This is a genomic window from Pseudomonas brassicacearum (genome assembly GCF_009601685.2).
Classification (GTDB): domain Bacteria; phylum Pseudomonadota; class Gammaproteobacteria; order Pseudomonadales; family Pseudomonadaceae; genus Aquipseudomonas; species Aquipseudomonas kilonensis_B.
Genome location: NZ_CP045701.2, coordinates 1,186,685 through 1,210,792, shown reverse-complemented (window position 1 = coordinate 1,210,792; position 24,108 = coordinate 1,186,685). Strand labels below are relative to the sequence as shown.

17 protein-coding genes are annotated in these 24,108 nt (G+C 61.9%); 10 read left to right on the top strand and 7 right to left on the bottom strand.

All coding sequences use genetic code 11. The features are described 5' to 3' along the window. The first annotated feature begins 11 nt into the window (after positions 1 to 11). The 7 genes from GFU70_RS05125 to cmoB all read left to right on the top strand — a co-directional run bounded on the left by GFU70_RS05125 (position 12) and on the right by cmoB (position 8,990). Positions 12 to 1,253 (top strand): HlyC/CorC family transporter, encoded by a 1,242-nt coding sequence (locus GFU70_RS05125; RefSeq protein WP_116643108.1) that lies wholly within the window; start codon positions 12 to 14, stop codon positions 1,251 to 1,253. 465 nt (positions 1,254 to 1,718) lie between these two features. Further along, on the top strand, positions 1,719 to 3,032 hold the full coding sequence (locus tag GFU70_RS05120) for an MFS transporter (RefSeq protein ID WP_058542689.1): 1,314 nt from the start codon (positions 1,719 to 1,721) through the stop codon (positions 3,030 to 3,032). Positions 3,033 to 3,242: 210 nt separating this feature from the next. Then, positions 3,243 to 5,657 (top strand): endopeptidase La, encoded by a 2,415-nt coding sequence (gene lon / locus GFU70_RS05115; protein WP_058542690.1) that lies wholly within the window; start codon positions 3,243 to 3,245, stop codon positions 5,655 to 5,657. 485 nt (positions 5,658 to 6,142) lie between these two features. Beyond that, on the top strand, positions 6,143 to 6,535 hold the full coding sequence (locus GFU70_RS05110; RefSeq protein WP_058546165.1) for a protease inhibitor I42 family protein: 393 nt from the start codon (positions 6,143 to 6,145) through the stop codon (positions 6,533 to 6,535). Between the two features lie 2 nt (positions 6,536 to 6,537). Beyond that, entirely contained in the window at positions 6,538 to 7,173 is a 636-nt protein-coding gene (locus GFU70_RS05105; RefSeq protein ID WP_153387699.1) for a lysoplasmalogenase, read from the top strand. A gap of 120 nt (positions 7,174 to 7,293) precedes the next feature. Beyond that, positions 7,294 to 8,037, top strand: coding sequence for a carboxy-S-adenosyl-L-methionine synthase CmoA (gene cmoA, locus GFU70_RS05100; RefSeq protein WP_116643110.1), 744 nt, complete (start codon positions 7,294 to 7,296; stop codon positions 8,035 to 8,037). Continuing rightward, positions 8,034 to 8,990 (top strand): tRNA 5-methoxyuridine(34)/uridine 5-oxyacetic acid(34) synthase CmoB, encoded by a 957-nt coding sequence (gene cmoB, locus GFU70_RS05095; protein ID WP_116643111.1) that lies wholly within the window; start codon positions 8,034 to 8,036, stop codon positions 8,988 to 8,990. The genes cmoA and cmoB overlap by 4 nt, the downstream gene beginning before the upstream one ends. A gap of 271 nt (positions 8,991 to 9,261) precedes the next feature. Here the strand turns inward: cmoB and tadA are convergent, their stop codons facing one another. Next, complete coding sequence (gene tadA, locus GFU70_RS05090) at positions 9,262 to 9,759, bottom strand: tRNA adenosine(34) deaminase TadA (protein ID WP_058546168.1); 498 nt, start codon at positions 9,757 to 9,759, stop codon at positions 9,262 to 9,264. Further along, entirely contained in the window at positions 9,759 to 11,135 is a 1,377-nt protein-coding gene (locus GFU70_RS05085; RefSeq protein ID WP_058546169.1) for a multicopper oxidase family protein, read from the bottom strand. Before GFU70_RS05085 ends, tadA begins: the two co-directional genes overlap by 1 nt. 317 nt (positions 11,136 to 11,452) lie before the next feature. Between GFU70_RS05085 and GFU70_RS05080 the strand changes: the two genes are divergently transcribed. The 3 genes from GFU70_RS05080 to GFU70_RS05070 are packed head-to-tail and all read left to right on the top strand — an operon-like array spanning position 11,453 to position 16,369. After that, on the top strand, positions 11,453 to 12,499 hold the full coding sequence (locus GFU70_RS05080) for an HlyD family secretion protein (protein ID WP_058546170.1): 1,047 nt from the start codon (positions 11,453 to 11,455) through the stop codon (positions 12,497 to 12,499). 2 nt (positions 12,500 to 12,501) lie between these two features. After that, positions 12,502 to 15,243 (top strand): ribosome-associated ATPase/putative transporter RbbA, encoded by a 2,742-nt coding sequence (rbbA, locus tag GFU70_RS05075; RefSeq protein WP_153387698.1) that lies wholly within the window; start codon positions 12,502 to 12,504, stop codon positions 15,241 to 15,243. Position 15,244: 1 nt separating this feature from the next. Continuing rightward, entirely contained in the window at positions 15,245 to 16,369 is a 1,125-nt protein-coding gene (locus tag GFU70_RS05070) for an ABC transporter permease (protein WP_153387697.1), read from the top strand. A 274-nt stretch (positions 16,370 to 16,643) separates the two neighbouring features. Here GFU70_RS05070 and GFU70_RS05065 read toward each other — a convergent pair whose 3' ends face one another. The 5 genes from GFU70_RS05065 to treP form a co-directional block, all read right to left on the bottom strand. Next, positions 16,644 to 16,931 (bottom strand): PTS transporter subunit EIIB, encoded by a 288-nt coding sequence (locus tag GFU70_RS05065; RefSeq protein ID WP_116643113.1) that lies wholly within the window; start codon positions 16,929 to 16,931, stop codon positions 16,644 to 16,646. Positions 16,932 to 16,933: 2 nt separating this feature from the next. Then, the gene (ptsP, locus tag GFU70_RS05060; RefSeq protein ID WP_153387696.1) at positions 16,934 to 19,468 is read right to left on the bottom strand and encodes a phosphoenolpyruvate--protein phosphotransferase; all 2,535 of its coding nucleotides are present in this window, start codon (positions 19,466 to 19,468) and stop codon (positions 16,934 to 16,936) included. Positions 19,469 to 19,542: 74 nt separating this feature from the next. Next, entirely contained in the window at positions 19,543 to 20,766 is a 1,224-nt protein-coding gene (locus tag GFU70_RS05055) for a maltoporin (protein WP_153387695.1), read from the bottom strand. A gap of 142 nt (positions 20,767 to 20,908) precedes the next feature. Continuing rightward, positions 20,909 to 22,555 (bottom strand): alpha,alpha-phosphotrehalase, encoded by a 1,647-nt coding sequence (gene treC, locus GFU70_RS05050; RefSeq protein WP_153387694.1) that lies wholly within the window; start codon positions 22,553 to 22,555, stop codon positions 20,909 to 20,911. A 73-nt stretch (positions 22,556 to 22,628) separates the two neighbouring features. Beyond that, a complete protein-coding gene (gene treP, locus GFU70_RS05045) occupies positions 22,629 to 24,071 on the bottom strand; it encodes a PTS system trehalose-specific EIIBC component (RefSeq protein ID WP_153387693.1) in 1,443 nt (480 codons plus the stop codon). Positions 24,072 to 24,108 lie beyond the last annotated feature (37 nt).

The following is a 24,108-nucleotide window of genomic DNA, read 5'->3' as shown; positions in this document are numbered from 1 at the left end:
GGAAGGCCCTGATGGATACGTTGCCCGTGGCGCCGCTGTTTGCCGTGCTGGTGGTGCTGATCCTCTGGTCGGCCCTGTTCACCGCCATCGAAGCCGCCCAGCAGCATTTGCTGGCCCAGCGCACAGCCTCGCGCGCCAGTGACAAACCGCTGGCAACGCTGACATTCCCGCTGGCCAGCCTGATCCTGTGCAATACCCTCTGTCGCACCCTGGCCGTGGTCATCGGCACCTTGCTGGCGATTTTTACCTGGCTGGAAAACGGCCCTTGGGTGGCCTGGCTCGGCACCAGCGCCGCCCTGCTGGTGTTCGCCGACTACCTGCCGCGCACCTTGGCCACCCGCCAGCCCGACGCGGTGCTGGCGCTGGGCAACGCCTTGCTTGGCATACCGTTGAAGATCCTCTATCCGCTTGCCTGGCTGTTGAATGGCACCAGCCAGTTCTTGCTGCGTCCATTCGCGCGCAAGGCCAGCATGGTGCAACAGAGCGACGACGAAATGCCCGCGCCACCGCGCAGCGAGCATGAACCTGAGCACAGCAGCGGCCGATTGCACCCGGTTTCCGGCATCCACGCCCTGGACAACATCACCGTCAACGATATCCTCGTGCCCCGCAGCGAGGTCGACGGGATCAATCTCGACGACCCCATCGGCGAAATCATCGAACAACTGCGCCTGAACCGTCGCACCCGCCTGCCGGTGTTCCACAGCGACATCAACCAGGTCGAAGCGGTGCTCAACACGCGCCAGATCCGTCATTTGCTGGCGGATGCGAGCCTGACCCAGGAAGCGCTGCTGGCCGCCTCCCACGAGCCTTACTTCGTCCCCGAAAGCACGCCACTGCAACTGCAACTGCTGAATTTCCACAAGCAGCAGCGGCGCCTGGGCATGGTGGTGGACGAATACGGCGAAGTGCTGGGCATCGTCACCCTGGAAGACATCCTCGAAGAAATCGTCGGCGAATTCGAAAGCGAGCACAGCCTCGACAACCCCCACGTCCATCCCCAACCTGATGGTCGCCTGATGATCGATGGCGCCGCGTCGATCCGCGAGTTGAACAGGACCCTGGGCTGGCATCTGCCTTGCGACGGTCCCAAGACCCTCAACGGGCTGGTGACCGAAGCCCTGGAAACCATCCCCGAAAGCCCGGTGTGCCTGAAGATTGGCCGTTACCGACTGGAAATCATCGAAACCGTGGACAACCGTGTCAGCCAGGTGCTGGCGTGGCATAACAGTTCGGTGCCTGCCGTTTCCTGACATCCCCTGGAAAGGGAGCTTGGCTCTCGCTGAACGGCGCTGCAGGAGCTGCCGAAGGCTGCGATCTTTTGATTTTGATCTTTCACTTGTGACTCAATTGTCTGGAACAAGATCGCAGCCTCGTTGCACTCGACAGCTCCTACACAGCTCCTACACGGCTCCTGCAGCGCCGTTCAGCGGGGATAAATCCCCTCGCCACAAAAGCTCATCACACGCTCCGATATTGTGTGCAAGCTACCTTGTTGAATCGTTAGCCTCCTTCCTATACTCAACCCGCTTACCCAGCCCCGCCCGAACCCGGTGCTTACCCGCACCCAGCCGGTTCCGGCCCGACCATCGGCAAAATCCGCATCAGCCCTGCGACTGTTCCTACCCGAAACAGCGAAAGGATACCCGCCCACATCCCTGGGTGTTCGACCATAATAATTCGCTCCAACGGAGCCCATGACTGTCAGGGATAACTGCATGACGACCGCTACCTGCAACGAGGCTGTGCCGACCCGGCCGACAAACTCGACCACCCGCGTGGCCACCGCGAGTTTCATCGGCACCGCCATCGAGTTCTACGACTTCTACGTCTACGCCACGGCTGCGGCCCTGGTGATCGGGCCGGTGTTCTTCCCGCAAACCTCAGGCACGGCACAGATGCTGTCGTCCTTCCTGACGTTCGGCATCGCCTTCCTTGCCCGTCCGCTGGGCTCTGCGCTGTTCGGCCATTTCGGCGACCGGATCGGGCGCAAGTCGACGCTGGTGGCGTCCCTGCTGCTGATGGGCGTGTGCACCACCCTCATCGGCGTGCTGCCCGGCTACGCCAGCATCGGCGCCTGGGCGCCGATCCTGCTGTGCGTGCTGCGCTTCGGCCAGGGCCTGGGGTTGGGCGGTGAATGGGGCGGCGCGGCGCTGCTTGCCACCGAGAACGCGCCTAAAGGCAAACGTGCCTGGTTCGGCATGTTCCCCCAACTGGGGCCCTCTATCGGCTTCCTGGCAGCCAACGGGCTGTTCCTGACCCTGGCCATGAGCCTGGACGATGAGCAATTTCGCGCCTGGGGCTGGCGGATTCCGTTCCTGCTCAGCGCCGTGCTGGTGATCGTTGGTCTCTATGTTCGGCTCAAGCTCCATGAAACCCCGGTGTTCGCCAATGCCATGGCCCGCCAGGAGCGGGTGAAGGTGCCGTTGGTCGAGCTGTTCAGCCAGTACTGGGCGCCAACCTTGCTGGGCGCCGCGGCGATGGTGGTGTGTTACGCGCTGTTCTATATCTCGACGGTGTTCTCCCTGAGCTACGGCGTGTCCACCCTGGGCTACAGCCGCGAGACCTTCCTGGGCCTGCTGTGCGTTGCCGTGCTGTTCATGGCCGCCGCTACGCCCCTGTCGGCCTGGGCCAGCGACCGCTACGGCCGCAAGCCGGTGCTGATCGTCGGCGGTGTGCTGGCAATTGCCTCGGGTTTCCTCATGGAACCGCTGCTGACCCACGGCTCGACCGGCGGCGTGGCGCTGTTCCTGTGCATCGAGCTGTTCCTGATGGGGGTGACCTTCGCTCCCATGGGTGCCTTGCTGCCGGAACTGTTCCCGACCCACGTGCGCTATACCGGCGCCTCGGCGGCTTACAACCTGGGCGGCATCGTCGGCGCCTCGGCCGCGCCGTTCTTCGCCCAGAAATTGGTGGCGATGGGTGGTTTGAGTTATGTCGGGGGCTATGTGTCAGCGGCCGCGCTGCTCAGCGTGATCGCCGTACTGTGCCTGAAAGAAACGCGTCATAACGACTTGAACCGGGTTGCCTGACGCGCCTCCCGTAGGAGCTGCCGGAGGCTGCGATCTTTTGATCTTTCACTTGAGACTCAAGCGTCAGGGGTAAGATCGCAGCCTCGCTTCGCTCGGCAGCTCCTACAGGGGCAAAACCGGCCAATGAAATAGCCGCTAACAATCACCCGCCATTGAAACCGCCCCCCACCTGCCCCATCTAAGACCCATACCCCATTGCGCAGGTGCCCCATGAGCGACCAGCACTCTACTGAAGCCACGAACGATTACGCCGACTCCGAACACATCGAACACACCTCCTCCGGCACCGGCCTGGCCCTGCCTGGCCAGAATTTGCCAGACAAGGTCTACATCATCCCGATCCACAATCGTCCCTTCTTCCCGGCCCAAGTGTTGCCGGTCATCGTCAATGAAGAACCGTGGGCCGAGACCCTGGAGTTAGTGGCCAAGTCCGACCATCACTCCCTGGCGCTGTTCTTCATGGACTCGCCCCAGGAAGACCCGCGCCATTTCGACACCTCGAAGCTGCCGCTGTACGGCACGCTGGTGAAGGTGCACCACGCCAGCCGGGAAGGCGGCAAACTGCAATTTGTCGCCCAGGGCCTGACCCGTGTGCGTATCCGCACCTGGCTCAAGCACCATCGCCCACCGTACCTGGTGGAAGTCGAATACCCGCACCAGCCGAGCGAACCGACCGACGAGGTCAAGGCCTACGGCATGGCGCTGATCAATGCGATCAAGGAGCTGCTGCCGCTCAATCCGCTGTACAGCGAAGAGCTGAAGAACTACCTCAACCGCTTCAGTCCCAACGACCCTTCGCCGCTGACCGATTTTGCCGCTGCGCTCACCTCCGCCACCGGCAGTGAACTGCAGGAAGTGCTCGACTGCGTGCCCATGCTCAAGCGCATGGAAAAAGTCCTGCCGATGCTGCGCAAGGAAGTCGAAGTGGCGCGGCTGCAGAAAGAGATTTCCGCCGAGGTCAACAACAAGATCGGCGAACATCAGCGCGAGTTCTTTCTCAAGGAGCAGCTCAAGGTCATCCAGCAGGAGCTGGGGCTGACCAAGGACGACCGCAGCGCCGATATCGAACAGTTCGAGCAGCGGCTCGAAGGCAAGGTGCTGCCGGCCCAGGCGCAGAAGCGCATCGAAGAGGAAATGAACAAACTCTCGATCCTGGAAACCGGTTCGCCGGAATATGCCGTTACTCGCAACTACCTGGATTGGGCGACCTCGGTGCCGTGGGGCGTGTACGGCCAGGACAAGCTTGACCTCAAGCACGCGCGCAAGGTGCTCGACCAGCACCACGCCGGCCTGGACGACATCAAGGACCGCATCCTGGAGTTCCTCGCCGTCGGCGCCTACAAAGGCGAGATCAGCGGTTCCATCGTGCTGCTGGTCGGCCCGCCGGGCGTGGGCAAGACCAGCGTCGGCAAATCCATCGCCGAATCCCTGGGGCGGCCGTTCTACCGCTTCAGCCTCGGCGGCATGCGCGACGAAGCCGAGATCAAGGGCCATCGGCGTACCTACATCGGCGCCCAGCCGGGCAAGCTGGTGCAGGCGCTGAAAGATGTCGAAGTGATGAACCCGGTGATCATGCTCGACGAGATCGACAAGATGGGCCAGAGCTACCAGGGCGACCCGGCCTCGGCCTTGCTGGAGACCCTCGACCCGGAGCAGAACGTCGAATTCCTCGACCACTACCTGGACCTGCGCCTGGACCTGTCGAAAGTGCTCTTCATCTGCACCGCCAACACCCTGGACTCGATCCCCGGGCCATTGCTGGACCGGATGGAAGTGATCCGCCTGTCGGGCTACATCACCGAAGAAAAAGTCGCCATTGCCAAGCGCCACCTGTGGCCCAAGCAACTGGCCAAGGCCGGCGTGTCCAAGGGCAGCCTGAGTATCAACGACAGCGCCCTCAAGGCCCTGATCGACGGTTATGCCCGTGAAGCCGGGGTGCGACAGCTGGAGAAACAGCTGGGCAAACTGGTGCGCAAGGCGGTAATGAAGCTGATCGACGACCCCAAGGCCGTGATCAAGCTCGGGCCGAAGGACCTCGAGGCCTCCCTGGGCAAACCGGTGTTTCGCAACGAGCAGGTGTTGTCTGGCGTCGGGGTGATTACCGGCCTGGCCTGGACCAGCATGGGCGGCGCGACCTTGCCGATCGAGGCGACGCGCATCCACACCCTCAATCGCGGCTTCAAGCTGACCGGGCAACTGGGGGACGTGATGAAGGAGTCGGCGGAAATCGCCCACAGCTACGTCAGTTCGCACCTGAAGCAATTTGGCGGCGATCCGAAATTCTTCGACGAGGCCTTCGTTCACCTGCACGTACCCGAAGGCGCCACGCCCAAGGACGGCCCGAGCGCCGGCGTCACCATGGCCAGCGCCTTGCTATCCCTGGCCCGCAACCAGCCGCCGAAAAAAGGCGTGGCCATGACTGGCGAATTGACCCTCACCGGGCACGTCCTGCCGATTGGCGGGGTGCGCGAAAAGGTCATCGCGGCGCGACGGCAGAAAATCAACGAGCTGATCCTGCCGGAAGCCAACCGGGGCAACTTCGAAGAGCTGCCGGACTACCTCAAGGAAGGCGTCACGGTGCACTTTGCCAAGCGGTTTGCGGATGTGGCGAAGGTGTTGTTCTGATGCTCCTCTAGCGCTTGTGCGGGCCCCATCGCGGGCAAGCCTTGCTCCCACAGGGTTAAATGTCGCTCACAGATTTTGTGGGCAACAAAGATCCATTGTGGGAACAAGCCTTGACCCACAGGGTTAAATGTCGCTCACAGATTTTGTGGGCAACAAAGATCCATTGTGGGAGCAAGCCTTGCCCACAGGGTTAAATGTCGCTCACAGATTTTGTGGGCAACAAAGATCCATTGCGAGCAAGCCTTGCTCCCACAGGGTTAATATCGCTCACAGATTTTGTCTGCAACAAAGATCCATTGTGGGACCAAGCCTTGCCCCACAGGGTTAAATGTCGCTCACACACTTTGTGGGCAACAAAGATCCATTGTGGGAGCAAGGCTTGCCCGCGAAGGCGGCATCAGCAACAACCTATGCCCAGCTGACACACCTAGTAGCATCTTCGGTTATGCTCGCCGTTCGTCGTAAATGCCGGAGCCGTTGCCCTTATGTCCCTCACCCGCCTGCTCGTCCCCTTCAGTCTCGCCCTGCTGAGCGCCTGCGCCATGCAACCGAAACACAACGTGACCGTGGAAAAACTGAGCCAGTGCCCGGTGCGGCTCAATAATGGGCAAAACCTGATCCTGAGCCTGCCCAGCAACCCCACCACCGGTTATCGCTGGGCGATCCAGGATTCGGCCGGTGGCGTGTTGAAAGGCCTGGGACCGGAGGTTTATCGCAACCCGGAAGACGCTGGCATCGTCGGCGCCGCGGGTGTCTCGACCTGGCGCTTCCAGGCATTCAGCGCCGGCACCGGACGCTTGCGCCTGACTTACCAACAGCCCTGGGCCCCGGAAGTGCCGCCCGTGGAAACCTTCGACTGCGCCATTTCGGTGAAGTGACCGTGGGCTGGCTGATCCTTGCCCTGATGGGCGCAGCCACCTACCTGTACGGCCTGACCGTGCACGCCACATTCTTGTGTCTGCTGGTCAAGCCCATGCCGGTGCTGGCCCTGCTTGGCTGGCTGCACGATGCACCGCCCAGTGACTATCGGCGCTGGATCAGCCTCGGGCTGATTTTTTCACTGGTGGGTGACGTGTTGCTGGCCTGGCCGGGGGATCTGTTCGTATTCGGCCTTGGCGCATTTCTGCTGGCGCACCTGGCCTACCTGAAAGCCTACCTCAGCGACTGCCGCCGCCCGGCACTGCTGCCATTGGCCCTGGCCTTGGGCATCGGTGCGGTGCTGTTGGGGATCCTGGTGTCGAACGGCCTTGGGCCGTTGCTAGTGCCGGTGATGGTCTATGGCCTGGCCATCAGCGCCATGCTTTGGCGAGCGTTGGCGCGGTTGGGCACCGGCGTGCCGAAACGCTCCGCCTGGCTGGCCGCCGCCGGGGCGCTGGCGTTTGTGTTCTCCGACAGCCTGATCGGCATCAACCGGTTCGTGCAACCCTTCCATGCTGCGCCTTACCTGATCATCGTCAGTTACTGGCTGGGCCAATGGGGGATTACGGCGTCGGCGTTTACCCAAAAGCGGCACTGAACAAAGATCAATGTGGGAGCAAGCCTTGCTCCCACAGAGCCTTACTCCCACAAAACTCGCTCCCACAGGTTTTTTGGTTAAAATGCCGGCCTTTTCACCACCCATGCCGCTGGAACCGCCGTGAGCAAAGACCCCGATCGCCTATTCGCCCAACCCCTGGCCCAAGTGCCGGACTTCGCCTTCAACGAGGACGTGGTGCGGGTGTTTCCGGACATGATCAAGCGTTCGGTGCCGGGTTACCCGACCATCGTCGAAAACCTCGGCGTGCTCGCCGCGCAATTCGCCCAGCCCAATAGCGTGCTCTACGACCTGGGCTCGTCCCTGGGCGCCGTGACCCAGGCCCTGCGCCGCCACGTGCGCACTGACGGTTGCCGGGTGATCGCAGTGGATAACTCGGCGGCCATGGTCGAACGCTGCCGCCAATACCTCAACGGCCAGGACTCGATGTTCCAGGAGCTGCTGCCGGTGGAAGTGATCGAAGGCGACATCCTCGCCCTGGCGTTCCAGCCAGCCTCGGTGGTGGCACTGAACTTCACTCTGCAATTCATCGCGCCGGACCAGCGCACCGCACTGTTGAGCCGCATCCGCCAGTCCTTGCTGCCCGGTGGCGCCCTGATCCTGTCGGAAAAGTTGCGTTTCAACGATGCCGAGGAACACGCCCTGCTCACCGACCTGCACGTGGCGTTCAAGCGCGCCAACGGCTACAGCGAGCTGGAAATTGCCCAGAAGCGCAGCGCCATCGAAAACGTCATGAAGCCCGACAGCCTCGAAGAACACCGCGAACGCCTGCTGGCGGCCGGGTTCTCGAAAGTCGTGCCGTGGTTCCAGTGTCTTAACTTCGCCTCGTTGATTGCCCTGCCATGATTGATCTGTCCCCCCTCGCCCGCCATCTGGCCGGCACGCCCCTGGCCGATTGGGCCGCGACGCTGCAGGCGCAACTCGATAGCAAGATGGAAAAGGGCCATGGCGATCTGGAGCGTTGGCAAAGCGCGCTCGATGCGCTGCCGGCCTTGCACCCCACCACGGTCGACCTGCAGAACGGTCTGACGCTCGACACCGATTGTTCCGACGAAACCCGTGCGCAAATGCGTACCGCGTTGATGGGCCTGTCGCCATGGCGCAAAGGGCCTTTCGACCTGTTTGGCGTGCACGTGGACACCGAATGGCGCTCGGACTGGAAGTGGTCCCGGGTGGCCCCGCACCTGGACCTCAAAGGCAAGCGCATCCTCGATGTGGGCTGTGGCAACGGCTACTACATGTGGCGCATGCTTGGCGCCGGGGCCGACACAGTGATCGGCGTCGACCCCAACTGGCTGTTCTTCTGTCAGTTCCAGGCGGTGCAACGCTACCTGTCGCAGCCCAACGCCTGGCATTTGCCATTCCCCTTCGAAGCCCTGCCAGCGGAGCTGGAAGGTTTCGACACGGTGTTCTCCATGGGCGTGTTCTACCACCGGCGCTCGCCGATCGAGCATCTGCTGGCCTTGAAGGACTGCCTGGTCAAGGGCGGCGAACTGGTGCTGGAGACCCTGGTGATCGAGGGCGACGAACACCAGGTGCTGGTACCCGAGGACCGCTACGCGCAGATGCGCAACGTGTGGTTCCTGCCGTCGGTCCCGGCCCTGGAGCGCTGGCTGCGCCGCGCCGGGTTCAGCGATGTGCGTTGCGTGGACGTGAGCCTGACCACCGTGCAGGAGCAGCGCAGCACCGAGTGGATGAAGTATCAGTCGCTGAGCGACTTCCTCGACCCCGCCGACCACAGCAAAACCATCGAAGGACTGCCGGCGCCGATGCGGGCGGTGATTGTGGCGCGTAAATAAATCGCGCCAGCCGCCTGTGTCAGAGCAACCTGCTCACTTAAGGGCTGCCAATCATTGTGGCAAGGGAGCTTGCTCCCGCTCGGCTGCGCCCGTAGGAGCTGTGTAGGAGCTGTGTAGGAGCTGTGTAGGAGCTGTCGAGTGCAACGAGGCTGCGATCTTTCCACAGCCAATTGAGTCCAGAGCGAAAGATCAAGATCAAAAGATCGCAGCCTTCGGCAGCTCCTACACGCAGCCCAGCGCGAGCAAGCTCCCTCGCCACAAGGGTATGTGGTCAACCTTGGGATTTGGCTCTTCGGGCCTTGAAGAACTCACTCAGCACGGTGCTGCATTCCTCAGCCAACACCCCGCCCTCGTACATCACCCGATGGTTCAGGAAACCCTGGTTGAAGAACTGCCCCTGGCTCTGCACGATGCCGGCCTTGGGCTCCAGGGCGCCGTAGACGACCCGGGCGATACGCGAGTGGACGATGAGGCCGGCGCACATGCTGCACGGCTCCAGCGTCACATACAGCGTGCTGCCGGGCAGGCGATAGTTGTTCACCGCCTGGGCGGCGGCGCGGATGGCAACCATTTCCGCGTGGGCGCTGGGGTCATGGCCGCTGATCGGGCAGTTGAAGCCGCGTCCGATGATCTCGCCGTCCTGCACCAGCACCGCGCCCACCGGCACTTCGCCCAGGGCTGCGCCTTGTGCGGCGAGGGCCAGGGCTTGGCGCATGAAGTCCTGGTCACGGCTGCGGTCGATGATCCTGGCAGGGCGAATCTGGCGCATCACGCCACCTCGATGGCGGCCATCAGGCCGGTTTCCATGTGGTCGATCACATGGCAGTGGAACATCCATACCCCGGGGTTATCCGCCACCAGCGCCACCTGCGCCCGCTCGTTCTTGCCCAGCAGGTAAGTGTCGGTGAAATACGGGATGACCTTGTGCCGGTTCGACGCGATCACCTTGAAGCTCATGCCATGCAAATGGATCGGGTGCTGGTACTGAGTCATGTTCTTCAATTCGAAAATATAGCTCTGGCCTTTCTTCAGCGTAGCAATCGGCCGATCGGCGCAGGTCTTGTCGGTGATGTCCCAAGCCTGGCCGTTGATCTGCCAAAGGCTCGGCGGCTTGCCGTTGTCGACATTGACCGACACCGAACCAACCCATTCGAAATTGAAGTTGAGTTTTTCGGCATTGGCCAGGTCCGGCTCGGCCACCGGGTTAGGTGGCAGCGCGGGCGGCCACTGGGTCGGCGCATCATTGTTGGGCACGGAGCGCAAAGTGCCCAGCCGCACCGGACCATTGCGCAACGACAACTCTTCGCCGGCTGGCGGTGCCTTGATCGCCAGGCAAATGCGCATGCCCGGGCCCAGCCAGTATTCCTTGCCCAACGGGCGCGGCTCGATGGGGTTGCCATCCAGGGCGTAGATCTGCGCCTCGACGCCAGGAATGTTGATGCGATAAGTCAGGGTATTGTCCAGGTTGAGCAAGCGTACCCGAGTGATCTGTCCGGCCGGTAGATCAATCACCGGCAGCGGCACGCCATTAATGGTCGACAAACGCCCGGCCGTCCCACCACGGGCCGCTTCACGGGGAATACTGAAGGCGACGAACTCGCCCTGCTCATCCACATGCCAGTTCTTGAGGCTCAGGGTCTGCTCGTATTTGAAGCCGGTGGGCTCACGTTCTTCGATGATCAACGGCCCCACCAGCCCACGCCCGAGCTCTTCGCTGCTGTTGACGTGAGGGTGATACCAATAGCTGCCGGCGTCCGGCACGCGGAATTTGTAATCGAAATACTCGCCCGGCAACACCGGCAATTGCGAGACATACGGCACACCGTCCATCTCCAACGGCAAACGGATCCCGTGCCAATGAATGGTGGTGGCGACCGGCAGGTGATTGATGAAGCGCACCCGCAACCATTCACCCTGGCGCACCCGCAATTCGGTACCCGGCGCCGACGGACCGAAGGCCCAGGCCTGGGTCTTGTGCCCGGCCACCAGCTCGACATCCAGCGGTGCGGCGATCAATTCATAGTCGTGACCGGCCTCGGCATCGGCCATCTTCCCCAGCCAGTACCGCGATGCGCCGCCTGCACCCACGCCAACGACAACAAGACCGGCCAGGCCACCGAGTATTTGGCGACGGGTAAAGGACATGAATGCAACCACCTATGAATCCGCGGCGAACCGTTGGGCCCGCAAAAGGCGAATACGATACACCCGCAGATGAGAAACAGTAAGGGCTGCAAAAATGAAAAAAACCTAAGGAAGTTATCCACAGGACGGTCCTCCTCCGCGCCCATCGGCAAGGTAAGCACCCGCGCAATTGATTGATAAAGATCAACGCCATGCCCGGCGGTTAATGGGCAACATCCAAGGGAACAAACTGACTTGGGTATTCACAGGACGCCGTAGATCAAAGTGCGCGGCACGATAAACGCTTGAGCTCCTCACTTCACGCCAGGGATCCGATCGTGACGACCACCCCGAGTAACGACGCAAAACCTGCTTGGCGGCGTGTTGCCGCAAAGGTCCTTCTCGTTCTTGCCATCGCCTTGGCAGGCGGCGCTGGTGGCGCTTGGTATTGGTGGAAGGGCCAGCAGGGCAAGCTGCCGGAAGGGCTGGTATCGGGCAACGGACGGATTGAATCCGACCAGGTCGACATCGCCGCGAAGTCGGCCGGGCGCATTCAGGAGGTGCTCGTCCGGGAGGGCGACCTGGTCACCGCGGGACAAGTGCTGGCGCGCATCGATATCACGGAGTTGCAGGCCCAGCGCGCCAAATACGTCGCCGACGTGGCTTCAGAGCAAGCCTCGATGCTCGAGGCGAAGGCGACTGTCGCTCAACGGCAGGCCGAACTGGTGCTCAAGAAAGCCAAGCTTGGCCGGGTGCTCAAGCTCGTCGAGACCGGCGCAGTCAGCCAGGACGACCGCGACCAGGCACAGAGTGAAAACGACTCTGCCCGCGCGATCCTTGAAGCCGCGCAGAGGACCGTGACGGCACGTGAACGATCGGTCGCTGCCGCGCAAGCACTGGTCGATCAGGTCGACGCCCAGATCGCCGATACCCTCCTGCGAGCGCCGGTGCGGGGCCGCGTTCTTTATCGCCTGGCCAATCCAGGGGAAGTCCTTTCGGCCGGTGGCAAGGTCCTGACGCTCATCGATCTGTCGCAGATCTACATGGAAATCTATCTCCCCTCCGAGCAGGCCATGCGCGTGCCAATCGGCTCGCAAGGGCGGATTCAGTTCGACGGCGCCGATTTCGCCGTCCCGGCCCAAGTGAGCTTCGTATCGCCAGAAGCTCAGTTCACGCCCAAACAAGTCGAAACCCGCAGCGAACGCGACAAGCTGATGTTCCGGGTCAAATTGCGCGTCCCGACAAGCCTCGTCGAACGTCACATCGAACAGGTGAAAACCGGGGCCCGTGGCGTCGGCTATGTACGCCTCGACCCCAATCCACCCGATTGGCCGGCCTTCCTGCAAAAACGCATCGAGGATGATCCGGTTGATGCGGGGCCTTGACGATGCCAGCGTACAGCCCCTTGATCGCCGATATCTGCGACGTAACCCATGGCTATGGCAAGGTCCGCGCGCTCGACGACGTGTCGCTCCAAGTGCCAAGCGCTCGGATGACCGGTGTCATCGGCCCTGATGGTGCCGGTAAATCCACACTGCTGGGGCTGATCGCCGGGGCGCGAAAGCTACAGGCTGGAGCGGTCACGGTCCTGGACGGCAGTATGGGCAATGCGCGTCATCGTCGTGCCGTCTGCACGCGCATTGCCTACATGCCGCAAGGACTGGGCAAGAACCTCTATCAGGAAATCAGCGTCCGCGAGAACCTGGCCTTCTTTGGCGCGCTTTTCGGTCTGAGCGCCTCGGAATGCGAGGCGCGTACTCGGCGCCTGGCGAGCGCAACCGGCCTGCTGCCCTTTCTTGACCGACCTGCCGCAAAACTGTCGGGCGGCATGAAGCAAAAGCTCGGCCTGTGCTGCGCGCTCATTCACGATCCCGACCTTCTTATTCTCGACGAGCCGACCACCGGGGTCGATCCGCTGTCACGCCGGCAGTTCTGGAATCTCATCGCAGACTTGCGGCGCGAGCGGCCGACGATGAGCGTCATCGTCTCCACCGCTTATATGGATGAAGCGAGCTATTGCGATTGGCTCATCGTGATGGACCACGCGAAAGTGCTCGCCTGCGGCACGGCCGATGAATTGCGCGAGAAGACCGGTGAACAAGACCTCGAATCCGTCTTTGTCGCCCTGCAACCGGGGCGAAAATCGACCTCTGGGCGGCTCGTCATTTCGCCGCGTCAACCGAGCACGGAGCCGCCGGTCATTGTCGCGACCCAATTGACTTGCCGTTTCGGCAGTTTCACGGCCGTCGATCACGTCAGCTTCTCCATCGAGCGCGGAGAAATCTTCGGCTTCCTCGGTTCGAACGGCTGTGGCAAGACCACGACCATGAAAATGCTGACCGGGCTGCTGGCGCCGAGCGAGGGACAGGCCCAGGTATGTGGAAAACCGGTCGACGCCAATGACCTGTCGATCCGCCAGCGCGTCGGCTTCATGTCGCAAGCGTTCTCACTCTATGGCGAACTCACCGTACAGCAGAACCTGCTGCTTCATGCCCGCCTTTTTCATCTGCCAGCCGACCGCGCCAAGGCGCGTATCGCTAAACTCCTGGTCGACGTCGGCCTTGTCGACTATGCCGATGCTAGCGCCCATTCGCTGCCGCTAGGGTTGCGCCAACGTCTTTCTCTGGCCGTGGCGATCGTGCACGATCCCGAGCTGCTGATCCTCGATGAACCCACCTCGGGTGTCGACCCGCAGGCACGTGACGAGTTCTGGAGGCTGCTGGGCGATCTCTCGCGAAATCGCAATGTCACCATTTTCGTCTCCACGCATTTCATGAGCGAGGCGACGCGTTGCGACCGCATCTCTTTGATGCACGCGGGGCGGGTCCTGGTCTGCGACACACCGCAGAACGTCATCGCCCACAAAGGAGCGAAGGATCTGGAGGAGGCGTTCATCGCCTATATCGAGGACGCCGAGCGTGCTTCCCGCGCGCCCGAAACAGCGCCGATCCAGGGGCAGATCCTGAGGACCGTCGTGACGTCGCCCCGCAGCCGCGCGGTCTTCATGCCGCTGCGACGCCTGCTCGCCTACGCCAAATGCGAGACGCTATCGCTGATGCGCGATCCGGTGCGGCTCGTCTTCGCGTTCCTGGGCTCGTTCATCATGCTCTTGATCTTCGGTTTCGGTGTCTCCAGCGACGTGACCAACCTCACCTACGCGGCGTTTGACCATGACAACACACCGCAGAGCCGGGCCTATCTGGCCAATTTTTCGAGTTCGCAGTACTTCACCGAAAAGACGCCCATCCACAGCGCCGAGCAGATGCAACAGCGCCTGAAGTCAAACGACATCACCCTGGCCATCGAGATTGCCCCGGACTTCGGGCGTCTGGTAAAACGCGGCTCGGATTGGCAGGTCGCAGCCTGGATCGACGGCGCCAACACCTCACGCGCCGGCACCATCGAGGGGTATGTCGAGCAGGCACACAATCTGTTCACCCAACAGCGGGACCGAGAGTCCAGCGCGCCACGGAGTGCAGAACCGACCACCAGCATCGAGGTCCGCTACCGCTACAACCCGACAGCCGAGAGCATCTATGCAATCGGGCCGGCAGTACCGGCCATGCTGCTCATGATGTTTCTCGCCATTCTGATGGCCGTCAGCGTCGCCCGCGAAAAGGAGATCGGCACGATTACGAACTTCTACGCCACGCCTACAACGCGCCTGGAATTCCTCATCGGCAAACAGCTGCCCTACATCGGCGTCGGCATGATCAACTTTTTCATCATGACGGCGACCGTGCTGTTTCTCTTCAAGGTCCCCATCAAGGGGGACATGCTCGCCCTGGTCCTCGGCGCGTTTCTCTACGTAGCGGCGGCCACCGGCTACGGGCTTTTCATCTCGACCTTCACCTCGAGCCAGGTCGCCGCCGTGTTCGCCGGCGCAATCCTGTCGCTGCTGCCGACCATGCAGTTCTCCGGGATGATGCAGCCGGTTTCGACACTGGAAGGCGGTGCGCGTCTGATGGGCTCGCTGTGGCCCACCAGCTACTACATGCATATGAGCGTCGGCGCGTTCACCAAGGGCCTTGGTTTGAGTGACATGCTGGCCGACCTGCTGACGCTGACGCTGTTTTGTCCGGCCTTCCTCTGGCTGTCCGCGCTGTTCTTGCGCAAGCAGGAGAAATAACGTGCGCAGCCTCTCCAACCTGTTCTGGCTCGGCACCAAGGAGCTGCGCATTCTTTCCAAAGACATGATGATGATCCTGTTCATCATCTGGTCCTTCGGCTTCAGTATCTATATGCAGTCGACCGGAGGCGGCGAGACCGTCAATAACGCCGCCCTGGCGTTCGTTGACGAAGACCATTCCAGCCTCTCGCGATCGATTGCCGGGTTGTTCTATCCGCCTTATTTCCAAGCGCCCAAAATGATTGACGCCGCCGATATCGACCGCGCCATGGACAAAGGTCTCTACACCTTTGTCGTGGTCATTGCTCCGGGCTTTGAAGCGGACGTGCGCAAGGGGCGCGATGTGGAAGTCCAGGTTAACGTGGACGCCACTGCGGTCCAGCAGGCGTCCTTGGGCGCCGGCTACATCCAGAGCATGGTGACCAACGAGGTCAACCGCTATCGGCAGGCGATAAAGCGCAGCAGCGGCCTGTCTTCCGATCTGGTCATCCGTCGCGCCTTCAATCCAAACGGCACGCAATCCTGGTTCCGTGCGGTCGTCAGCCTCGCCGACCACCTGTCGATGCTGATCATTATCCTGACCGGCGCGGCGCTCTTGCGCGAGCGCGAGCATGGCACGATCGAGCACTTGCTGGTGATGCCGCTCACGGCCTTCGAAATTGCCCTCGCCAAGGTGTGGGCGAATGGATTGGTGATCGTCATCGCCTTCATCTGCTCACTTTTATTCGTGATCGAGGATCTGCTCGATGTGCCGATCGCCGGCTCACGCAGTCTGCTGGTACTTGGAACGGTCATCTACGTCTTCGCCACGGCAGCGATCGGCATCTTCCTGGGCACGCTCGCCCGCACCATGGCGCAGTTCGCCCTTTTGATGATCATGACGGTGATGCCGATGATGATGCTGTCGGGGGGGATGTCGCCGATCGAGAGTCAGCCGCAGTGGGTCCAGTACGTGACGTGGTTTTTCCCTTCGCGACACTATGTAGCTTTCACGCAAGCGATCGTGTTTCGAGGGGCAAATCTGGATATCGTCTGGAAAGAGTTCCTGACGGTCATGGTGATGGGGGTGACATTTCTCACGATGAGCCTGATGCTGTTCCGCCGGTCCGTCGCCACGTTGCACTAGGCTGGCCAGATCCGGGAGGGACTTTCCATTAGCGCTTGCTCCCGCTGGGTTGCGTGTAGGAGCTGCCGAAGGCTGCGATCTTTTGATCTTGATCTTGAGCTTTCTCTTGAGATTCAAGTGTCAGGGGAAAGATCGCAGCCTCGTTGCACTCGACAGCTCCTACAGCTCCTACAGCTCCTACGGTTCCTACAGTTCCTACAGTTCCTACAGTTCCTACAGTTCCTACGGTTCCTACGGCTCCTATGCAGCACCCCCGAACCGCCGTTACGACGGTTCAGCCTTGCAGGCCGGTGATCAGATGCACCACGCCGTTGTCCAGCATCATCACCCCCGTCACGCCGGCGGCGCTCAGGCCCGTCCGGTCGATCCGCGCCATATCCCGCAGTTCCACCCGCAGCCGCGTCAGTGCCACGGGCTGATGGGACTTGAGGTTATCCGCACCGCCCAACGCGGCGATGATGGCTGGCGCCGGCCCCTCCACCGAGGCCGGCAGCGTGGGTTCTTCCGGTATCAGGTCCGGAGTCAGGGCTTTCCAGAACGCCTGTTGTAGTCTGTCGAACATGTTCAATGCTCCATGGCCAGGGTGGCCGAAGTGGCCGTGGATGAGTGAGTACGCAGGAGGTCACGCACCTGCTCGGCGCTTTCCTGGCCCAAGGCCTGTTGAGCCAGCGTGCGGCATTGGCTCAGGTTCCATTCACGCACGCAGGCCTTGATCGCCGGAATCAGCGGCACACTGACCGATAACTCATCCACGCCCAACCCCAACAATACCGGTACCGCCAGGGGTTCCGATGCCAGTGCGCCACACACCCCGACCCATTTGCCATGAGCGTGAGCGGCTTCGGTCGTACGGGCGATCAGGCGCAACACCGACGGATGCAGGCCGTCGGCCTGACTGGCCAGGCGTGGGTGGTCACGGTCCATGGCCAGGGTGTATTGGGTCAGGTCATTGGTGCCGATGGAGAAGAAATCCACTTCTGGGGCGAACAGGTCGGCCATCAACGCCGCCGCCGGCACTTCGATCATGATGCCCAGCTTCGGCGCCTGCTTGAGTCCCTGGTGGCGAACCTCTTCGTCCAGCATCTGCCGCGCCAGGCGCAGCTCCGCCAGTTGCGTGACCATGGGCAGCATGATGTGCAGCCGCGCCAGCCCCGAACAGGCAAGAATGGCCCGGAACTGCTCGCGCAGCAGCTGGGGGCGCTCCAGGCACAGGCGAATACCGCGCATACCGAGGAATGGATTGGCCTCATGAGCCATCGGCACATAGGCCAGCGGCTTGTCCCCGCCCACGTCCAGGGTACGTACCACCAGATTGCGCTCGGCGCCAAGGGCCTGGGCGACGGCGCGGTACAGGGCCGCTTGCTCGTCATGGCCAGGTGGGTGCGCGCGATCCAGGTAAAGCAGCTCGGAGCGCAACAGCCCGACACCTTCGCCGCCCAGGCTGATGGCCTGCTCCACGTCCCGCAGCGACCCGACATTGGCACTGACCTCGACTCGATGACCGTCCAGCGTACGCGCCGCCTGGGCCGATTGTTCGAGGTCACGCTGATGCCGCTGGCGCTGCCGGTCGCGAGTGGCCTGGAGTTGCTCGACCAGGGCCTGATCCGGACTCACGTGCAATTCGCCATTGTCGGCGTCCAGCAACACCCGGGTGCCGTTATCCAGGGCCAGCACGGGGTGCGCCACGCCACACAACGAGGGCAGGCCCAGCGCCCGGGCGAGGATCGCGACATGGCTGGTGGCGCCACCGCCCACGGTGACGAAACCGGCGATGCGAGAGGTGTCAAGGCTGGCGGTCTGGGACGGCGTCAGTTGCTCGGCCACCAGGATCGCCTGTTCAGGCAGGTGCCAGGCGTTGTCTTGTACCCCCAGGATCAGCTTGAGCACCCGTTGCCCGACATCGGCCAGGTCCGCTGCACGCTCGGCCAGCAAAGCACTGCCCAATTGCTGGAACAGCGCAGCGCTCGCCTCGGTGGCGGTTTTCCAGGCGAACGCCGCGCTCTTGCCCTCGCCGATCAAGGCTTGGGCCTGATCGAGCAAAGTGGGGTCTTCCAGCAACTCTTGATGGGCGCGAAAAATCTGCGCCTGGACACTGCCCGCCGCCTGGTCCTGCAATGCCTTCAAGGCGTGCGTCGCTTGCTCCAGCGCTTGGTCCAGGGCTTCCTGTTCAGCCTCGATACCGGCCCCCACCTCCTCGATGTCCAACACCTGGGAGGCGATCTGGACCACTTCACCAAACGCTGAACCGGGCGACGCGCAGACACCTCGCAGCCGGCCAGGTATCGATGGCTCGACGATGATGGTCGGCGCCAACGTCAGGGGCGCTTGCACTGTCTCGCCACACCCGGACAGCAGCAATTGCTCCAACGCTTCGATGGCCTGTCTGGCCTGAGGGCCAGCGGCGCTGACCTGCACGCTGTCGCCCTTGGCCGTCTGCAACGCCATGACCGCGACCAGTGATTTGGCGTTGGCGCTGGCTTGCTGCTTATGCAGTTGGATCTTGGCATCAAACCCCTTGGCCGCCTGGGCGAACACCGCGGCAGGACGGGCATGCAGGCCACTTTCATTGGGTACGATCAGCGGCCTGGAAAACAGCACCGAGCCCTGCTGCGCCTCGTCGACGAGCCCTTGTTCCGCCGGGCACACACGCAACAACGGAGCACCGCTCTCGATACAGCTCGCCTCGTCCCCAAGCAGGCTGAAAGGTTCCCCGCTGACCACCAGCATCAGCGTCAACAGGCTGCGCGCGTGCAAGGCGATGTAGTCGGCATCGAAATCGATCAGCGGCTGGCCGGCTTCGACCCGTTGCCCCATGGTCACCCGCGAGGTGAACCCCTTGCCCGCCAGATTGACCGTGTCCAGGCCAATGTGCATCAGCACCTGGACGCCGTTGTCAGCGGTGACACTTACCGCATGGGCGCTGTCCTGAAGCGTGCCGATGACACCGGAAATTGGCGCGCAAAGGGTCTGCGAGGTCGGATCGATGCAGATGCCATCCCCCACCACACGGCTGGAAAAGACTGGGTCCGGCACGCTGTCCAAGGGCATCAGGACACCGGACAGCGGTGCGAGCAATTGCAAAGGTTGCGTTGTGTTCATGAGACTTCACCTGCTGCTGTCTGTTCTTTTTGGCATTGCGGGCACGCAGCGATCAGCCACCCGCGCTACACGGGTCATTTCCACCAGTATTCGACCTGCAGGCCCACGTTGGAACCATGTCGCGCACCGCCAAAAACACCGGTGTCCGACAGCGCCGAGCCGGCTGCCAGTTCATTGGCTGCACGCTTGGCCGCCTCGTTCCAACTGGCGTAGGTGTAGTAGAGGCGTATTTCCGGGCGAGCCCAGAATTCCGGGCCCTTGGGCGACCAGGTGGGCGCAAAGGTGAATTTGCTCAGCTTGCGTGTTCCATCGCTGGCCTGTACCTGGTCATGGCCCAGTTCGGCCACCAGCTTGAATTGATCGGTGATGGCGTACGCCGGGCGAACCCCCAACGACAGCCAGTCCTGGTCGGCGCCATCGGGGCGGATGTCCTTCTGGTACACCGCCTGCACCTGCCCGCCGAAACGCGGCGTGACCTGCCAATCGAAGAACTCCACCAGACGATAGCTCTTGTTGCTGTCGTCCAGCCCAGTGTCGCCGGTATAACCCAGCCCGGTGCCGGGGCCCTCGCCATATTGCAAGGCCAGTTTATTCTTCCCACCCAGGAAGTCCTGCTGCACATGCTGGGCGGTCAGGGCCCAGCCACGATGGGCGTCGCGATGGTCCGCCCGGTCGATAAAGCTCAGGCCAAATTCCAGCTCGCCGCCGGGGTTGGTCTTGAAACCGGCGACGTTGAAGTCATGCCGGTTGACCGGGTCTTTCTGGTACAGGTTGTCCTTGCGCGAGAAGGCGTAGCTGTATTTCAATCCGCCGATCAGCACGTCCTCGATCCCGCCACCGGTAGCACTCTGGTTCCAGTAGTAGAAATCCGAGATATGGATGTCGTTACGTTTGTAGTAACGCCGACCGGCCCACAGCGACCCGCCGTTCAGGCTGGGCATGTTCGACCATTGGGCATACATCTGCGGCATGCGGGCCGAGCCGTTTTCGCCCTGGAAAGTCGGCGTGCGGTCATAGCGGTTGTACAGCGATGCCATGCCATCCACGCTCAACACCGAGCCGTCGTCGAGGGTGAAAAGATCCTGGCGCAGTTCCAGTTCCCCGTACTGCTCGCATTCATTGCCCAACCGATATTTAGTCTGCGCACCAGGCAACTGGAAGCAGGATTGGGAACGGCCATTGGTCGCACTGCCGACACCGCTGCGCAGATAACCGGAGAACTCCAGCGCCTGGACCGGGAACGGCAGCGCCAGGCAGATACAGGACGCGGCAAGGCCACGGTTTATTATTGTTTTCATACGCCTCTCCATTATTTCTTATTGTTTTTCGCTTCATGACTTCCCCCCTTGGCCGCCATCTGGCTGGCGACAAAGGGCTCACGATGCGTCTGGCGCAACGTGTTCGCTGTCAGGCATTGCCTGGGTCAGGGGAAGTCTTTATTCAGTCGCTCAGGTGCAACACAAACGACTCGTAGGGCCGCAGGCGCAGCCGTCGGCATCGGTGCTCGCCGGCCTCGTAGTTGCCGATCACCCAGCGTTGTTTCGTGCCATGGGTGAGAATCCCTTCGGGCAGTTCCACGTCGCACTCGCCTCCATAAAAATGGCTGACCACCAGCAGGCGCTCCCCCTGCCCTTCGCGCAGGTAAGCCCATACGTGCGGATGTTCGGGCAATAGCAGGCGGTAGACGCCGTCCTGGATCAAGGCTTCGCTGCGACGCAGGGCGATCAATTGACGGTAGTAATGCAGCACCGAGGTCGAGTCTTGCTGTTGCTGCTCGACGTTGATGAATGCGGCGTTGGCGGGTACGCCGATCCAGGGTTCGGCCCGGCTGAAACCTGCGTTCGGCCCGGCATTCCATTGCATCGGCGTGCGCCCGTTGTCACGGGACTTCTGCATGATCGGCGCCATGGCCTCGGCTTCCGGCACCCCGGCGTTGCGCTTGAGGCGATAGATGTTCAGGGTTTCCACATCGCGATACTGCTCGATGTGCTCGAAGCCCGGATTGGTCATCCCCAACTCCTCGCCCTGATACACGAACGGGGTGCCCTGGAGAAAGTGCAACGCCGTGGCAAGCATCTTCGCCGAAGGCTCGCGGTACTCACCGTCATCGCCGAATCGCGACACCACCCGCGGCTGGTCGTGGTTACACCAGAACAACGCATTCCAACCGTCACCGGCCTGCATGCCGACTTGCCAGTCGGACAGGATGCGTTTGAGTTCGAGAAAATCGAAGTCGGCCCGCACCCACTTTTGCAGATTCGGGTAATCCACTTTCAAGTGATGGAAATTGAACGTCATCGACAGTTCACGGGACGCCGGACACGAATAACGAACACAGTGTTCTAGGCTGGTGGACGACATCTCGCCGACGTTGATCAGGTCGAAGCCCTCGAACACTTCCCGATGCATTTCCTGCAAGTAGCGGTGTACGTTGGGGCCGTCGGTGTAGAAACGCCGGCCGTCGGTGTGGTCGTCAGGGAAGTCGGTCGGCTTGGAGATCAGGTTGATCACATCGAGACGAAAGCCGCCGACGCCCTTGTCCCGCCAGAAACGCATCATCTTGAACACTTCGGCGCGCACCTGGGGGTTGTCCCAATTCAGGTCAGCCTGGGTGTGGTCGAACAGGTGCAGGTAATACTGGCCGGTCTGCGCTTCGTACTCCCAGGCCGAGCCGCCGAACTTGGATTCCCAGTTGTTCGGCTGGTCCCGCCAGATATAGAAATCGCGGTACGGGTTATCGAGGCTGCTGCGGGCAGCCTGGAACCAGGGATGCTCGATGGACGTGTGATTGACCACGATGTCGAGCATCAGCTTGATACCGCGCTTGCTCGCTTCGGCAATCAATAATTCGCAATCGGCCATGGTGCCGTAGCTAGGATCGATGGCGTAGTAGTCGCTGATGTCGTAGCCGTTGTCCCGTTGCGGCGAACGCAGGAACGGCGTCAGCCACAGGTAATCCACACCCAGCCAGTGCAAGTAGTCGAGCTTGTCCACCACCCCTCGCAAGTCACCAGTAGCCTGGCCGCCATGGCTGTAGAAACTCTTCGGATAAATCTGGTAGATCACTGAGCGTTGCCAGTCTTGCATGGCGAGATTCCTTCAATCAGTTTGGTACTGGCCTGGCGGGCCTCATCGCGGGCAAGCCCGGCGCCCACAGGTGTCAGGCCACGCGATACCCCGGCCGGACGATCCTCATGCTCAACGCGCAGGTCAGGGCAAAAGGGACGCTCATGGCGATGACCATGCCGATCACGAACATCGGTATGTAGTCAGGCACGATCGAAATAAAACCCGGCAGCCCCCCGACGCCAATCGCCGAGGCCTTGATCTTGTTCAGCGACAGGAAAATGCAGCCCAGGGCCGAGCCGGCCAGGGCGCAATAGAAGGGGAATTTGTAGCGCAGGTTGACGCCGAACATGGCCGGTTCGGTGATGCCGAAATAAGCGGAAATCGCCGAGGTTGACGCCATGCTCCTGTCCCGCGCATTGCGCGTCATGTAGAACACCGCCAGCGCCGCGCTGCCCTGGGCCAGGTTGGACATGACGATCATCGGCCAGATGAAGGTGCCGCCCTGGGTCGAGATCAATTGCAGGTCCACCGCCAGGAACATGTGGTGCATGCCGGTCACCACCAGCGGCGCATAGAGCAGGCCAAAAATCGCCCCGCCAATCACTGGCGCCAGGTCGAACAGCGCCACCATGCCTTCGGTGATCAAGATGCCCAGGTGCCGGGTGACCGGGCCGATGATGGCGAGGGCCAGTACGCCGGTGATGACGATGGTGGTGATGGGAATCACGAGCAATTGGATGGCGTTGGGCACCCTGGCCCGCAACCATCGCTCGATCACGCTCATGACATAGGCCGCCAGCAGGATCGGCAGGATCTGCCCCTGGTAGCCGACTTTCTCGATCCGGAACCAGCCGAAGATGTCGAAGTACGGCAAGCTCTGGCCTTCCAGTCCCGCCACGGCCTTGCCGTAGTTCCAGGCGTTGAGCAGGTCCGGGTGGACGAGCATCAGGCCCAGCACGATGCCAAGGATCTCACTGCCCCCGAAACGCTTGGCCGCCGACCAGCCCACCAGGGCCGGGAGAAAGACGAAGGAGGTATTGGCCATGAGGTTGATCAGGCTCCAGACGCCATCCAGGTTCGGATAGGCATCGAGCAACGTCTGCCCGGCAATGAACATGCCCTTGGCGCCCAACAGGTTGTTGACGCCCATCAGCAGGCCGGCGATCACCAGGGCAGGCAGGATGGGCATGAACACATCGGACAGCACCCGCACCAGGCGCTGCATGCCGTTGCCCTTCTGCGCCCCCTGGCGCTTGACGTCGGCAATGGTCGCGGCAGCCAGGCCGGTCAGCTCGCGCAGGGCGGCATAGACCTTTTCCACCTCGCCCGGGCCAATGACCACCTGGAACAGGCCACCGGTAAAAAACGAACCCTTGACCAGGTCGATCTGGTTCAGCGTGGCACTGTCCACCCGGGCCGCGTCCTTGAGTGACAGGCGCAGGCGCGTCACGCAATGGGCCGCCTGCTCGATATTGTCAACGCCACCCAAGCTTTGCAGCAGCTCGCTGGCGATTTTGGAGTAATCGTGGCTCATGCTTTTTTCTTCCGCGTCATTCTTGTTATTGAGAGTC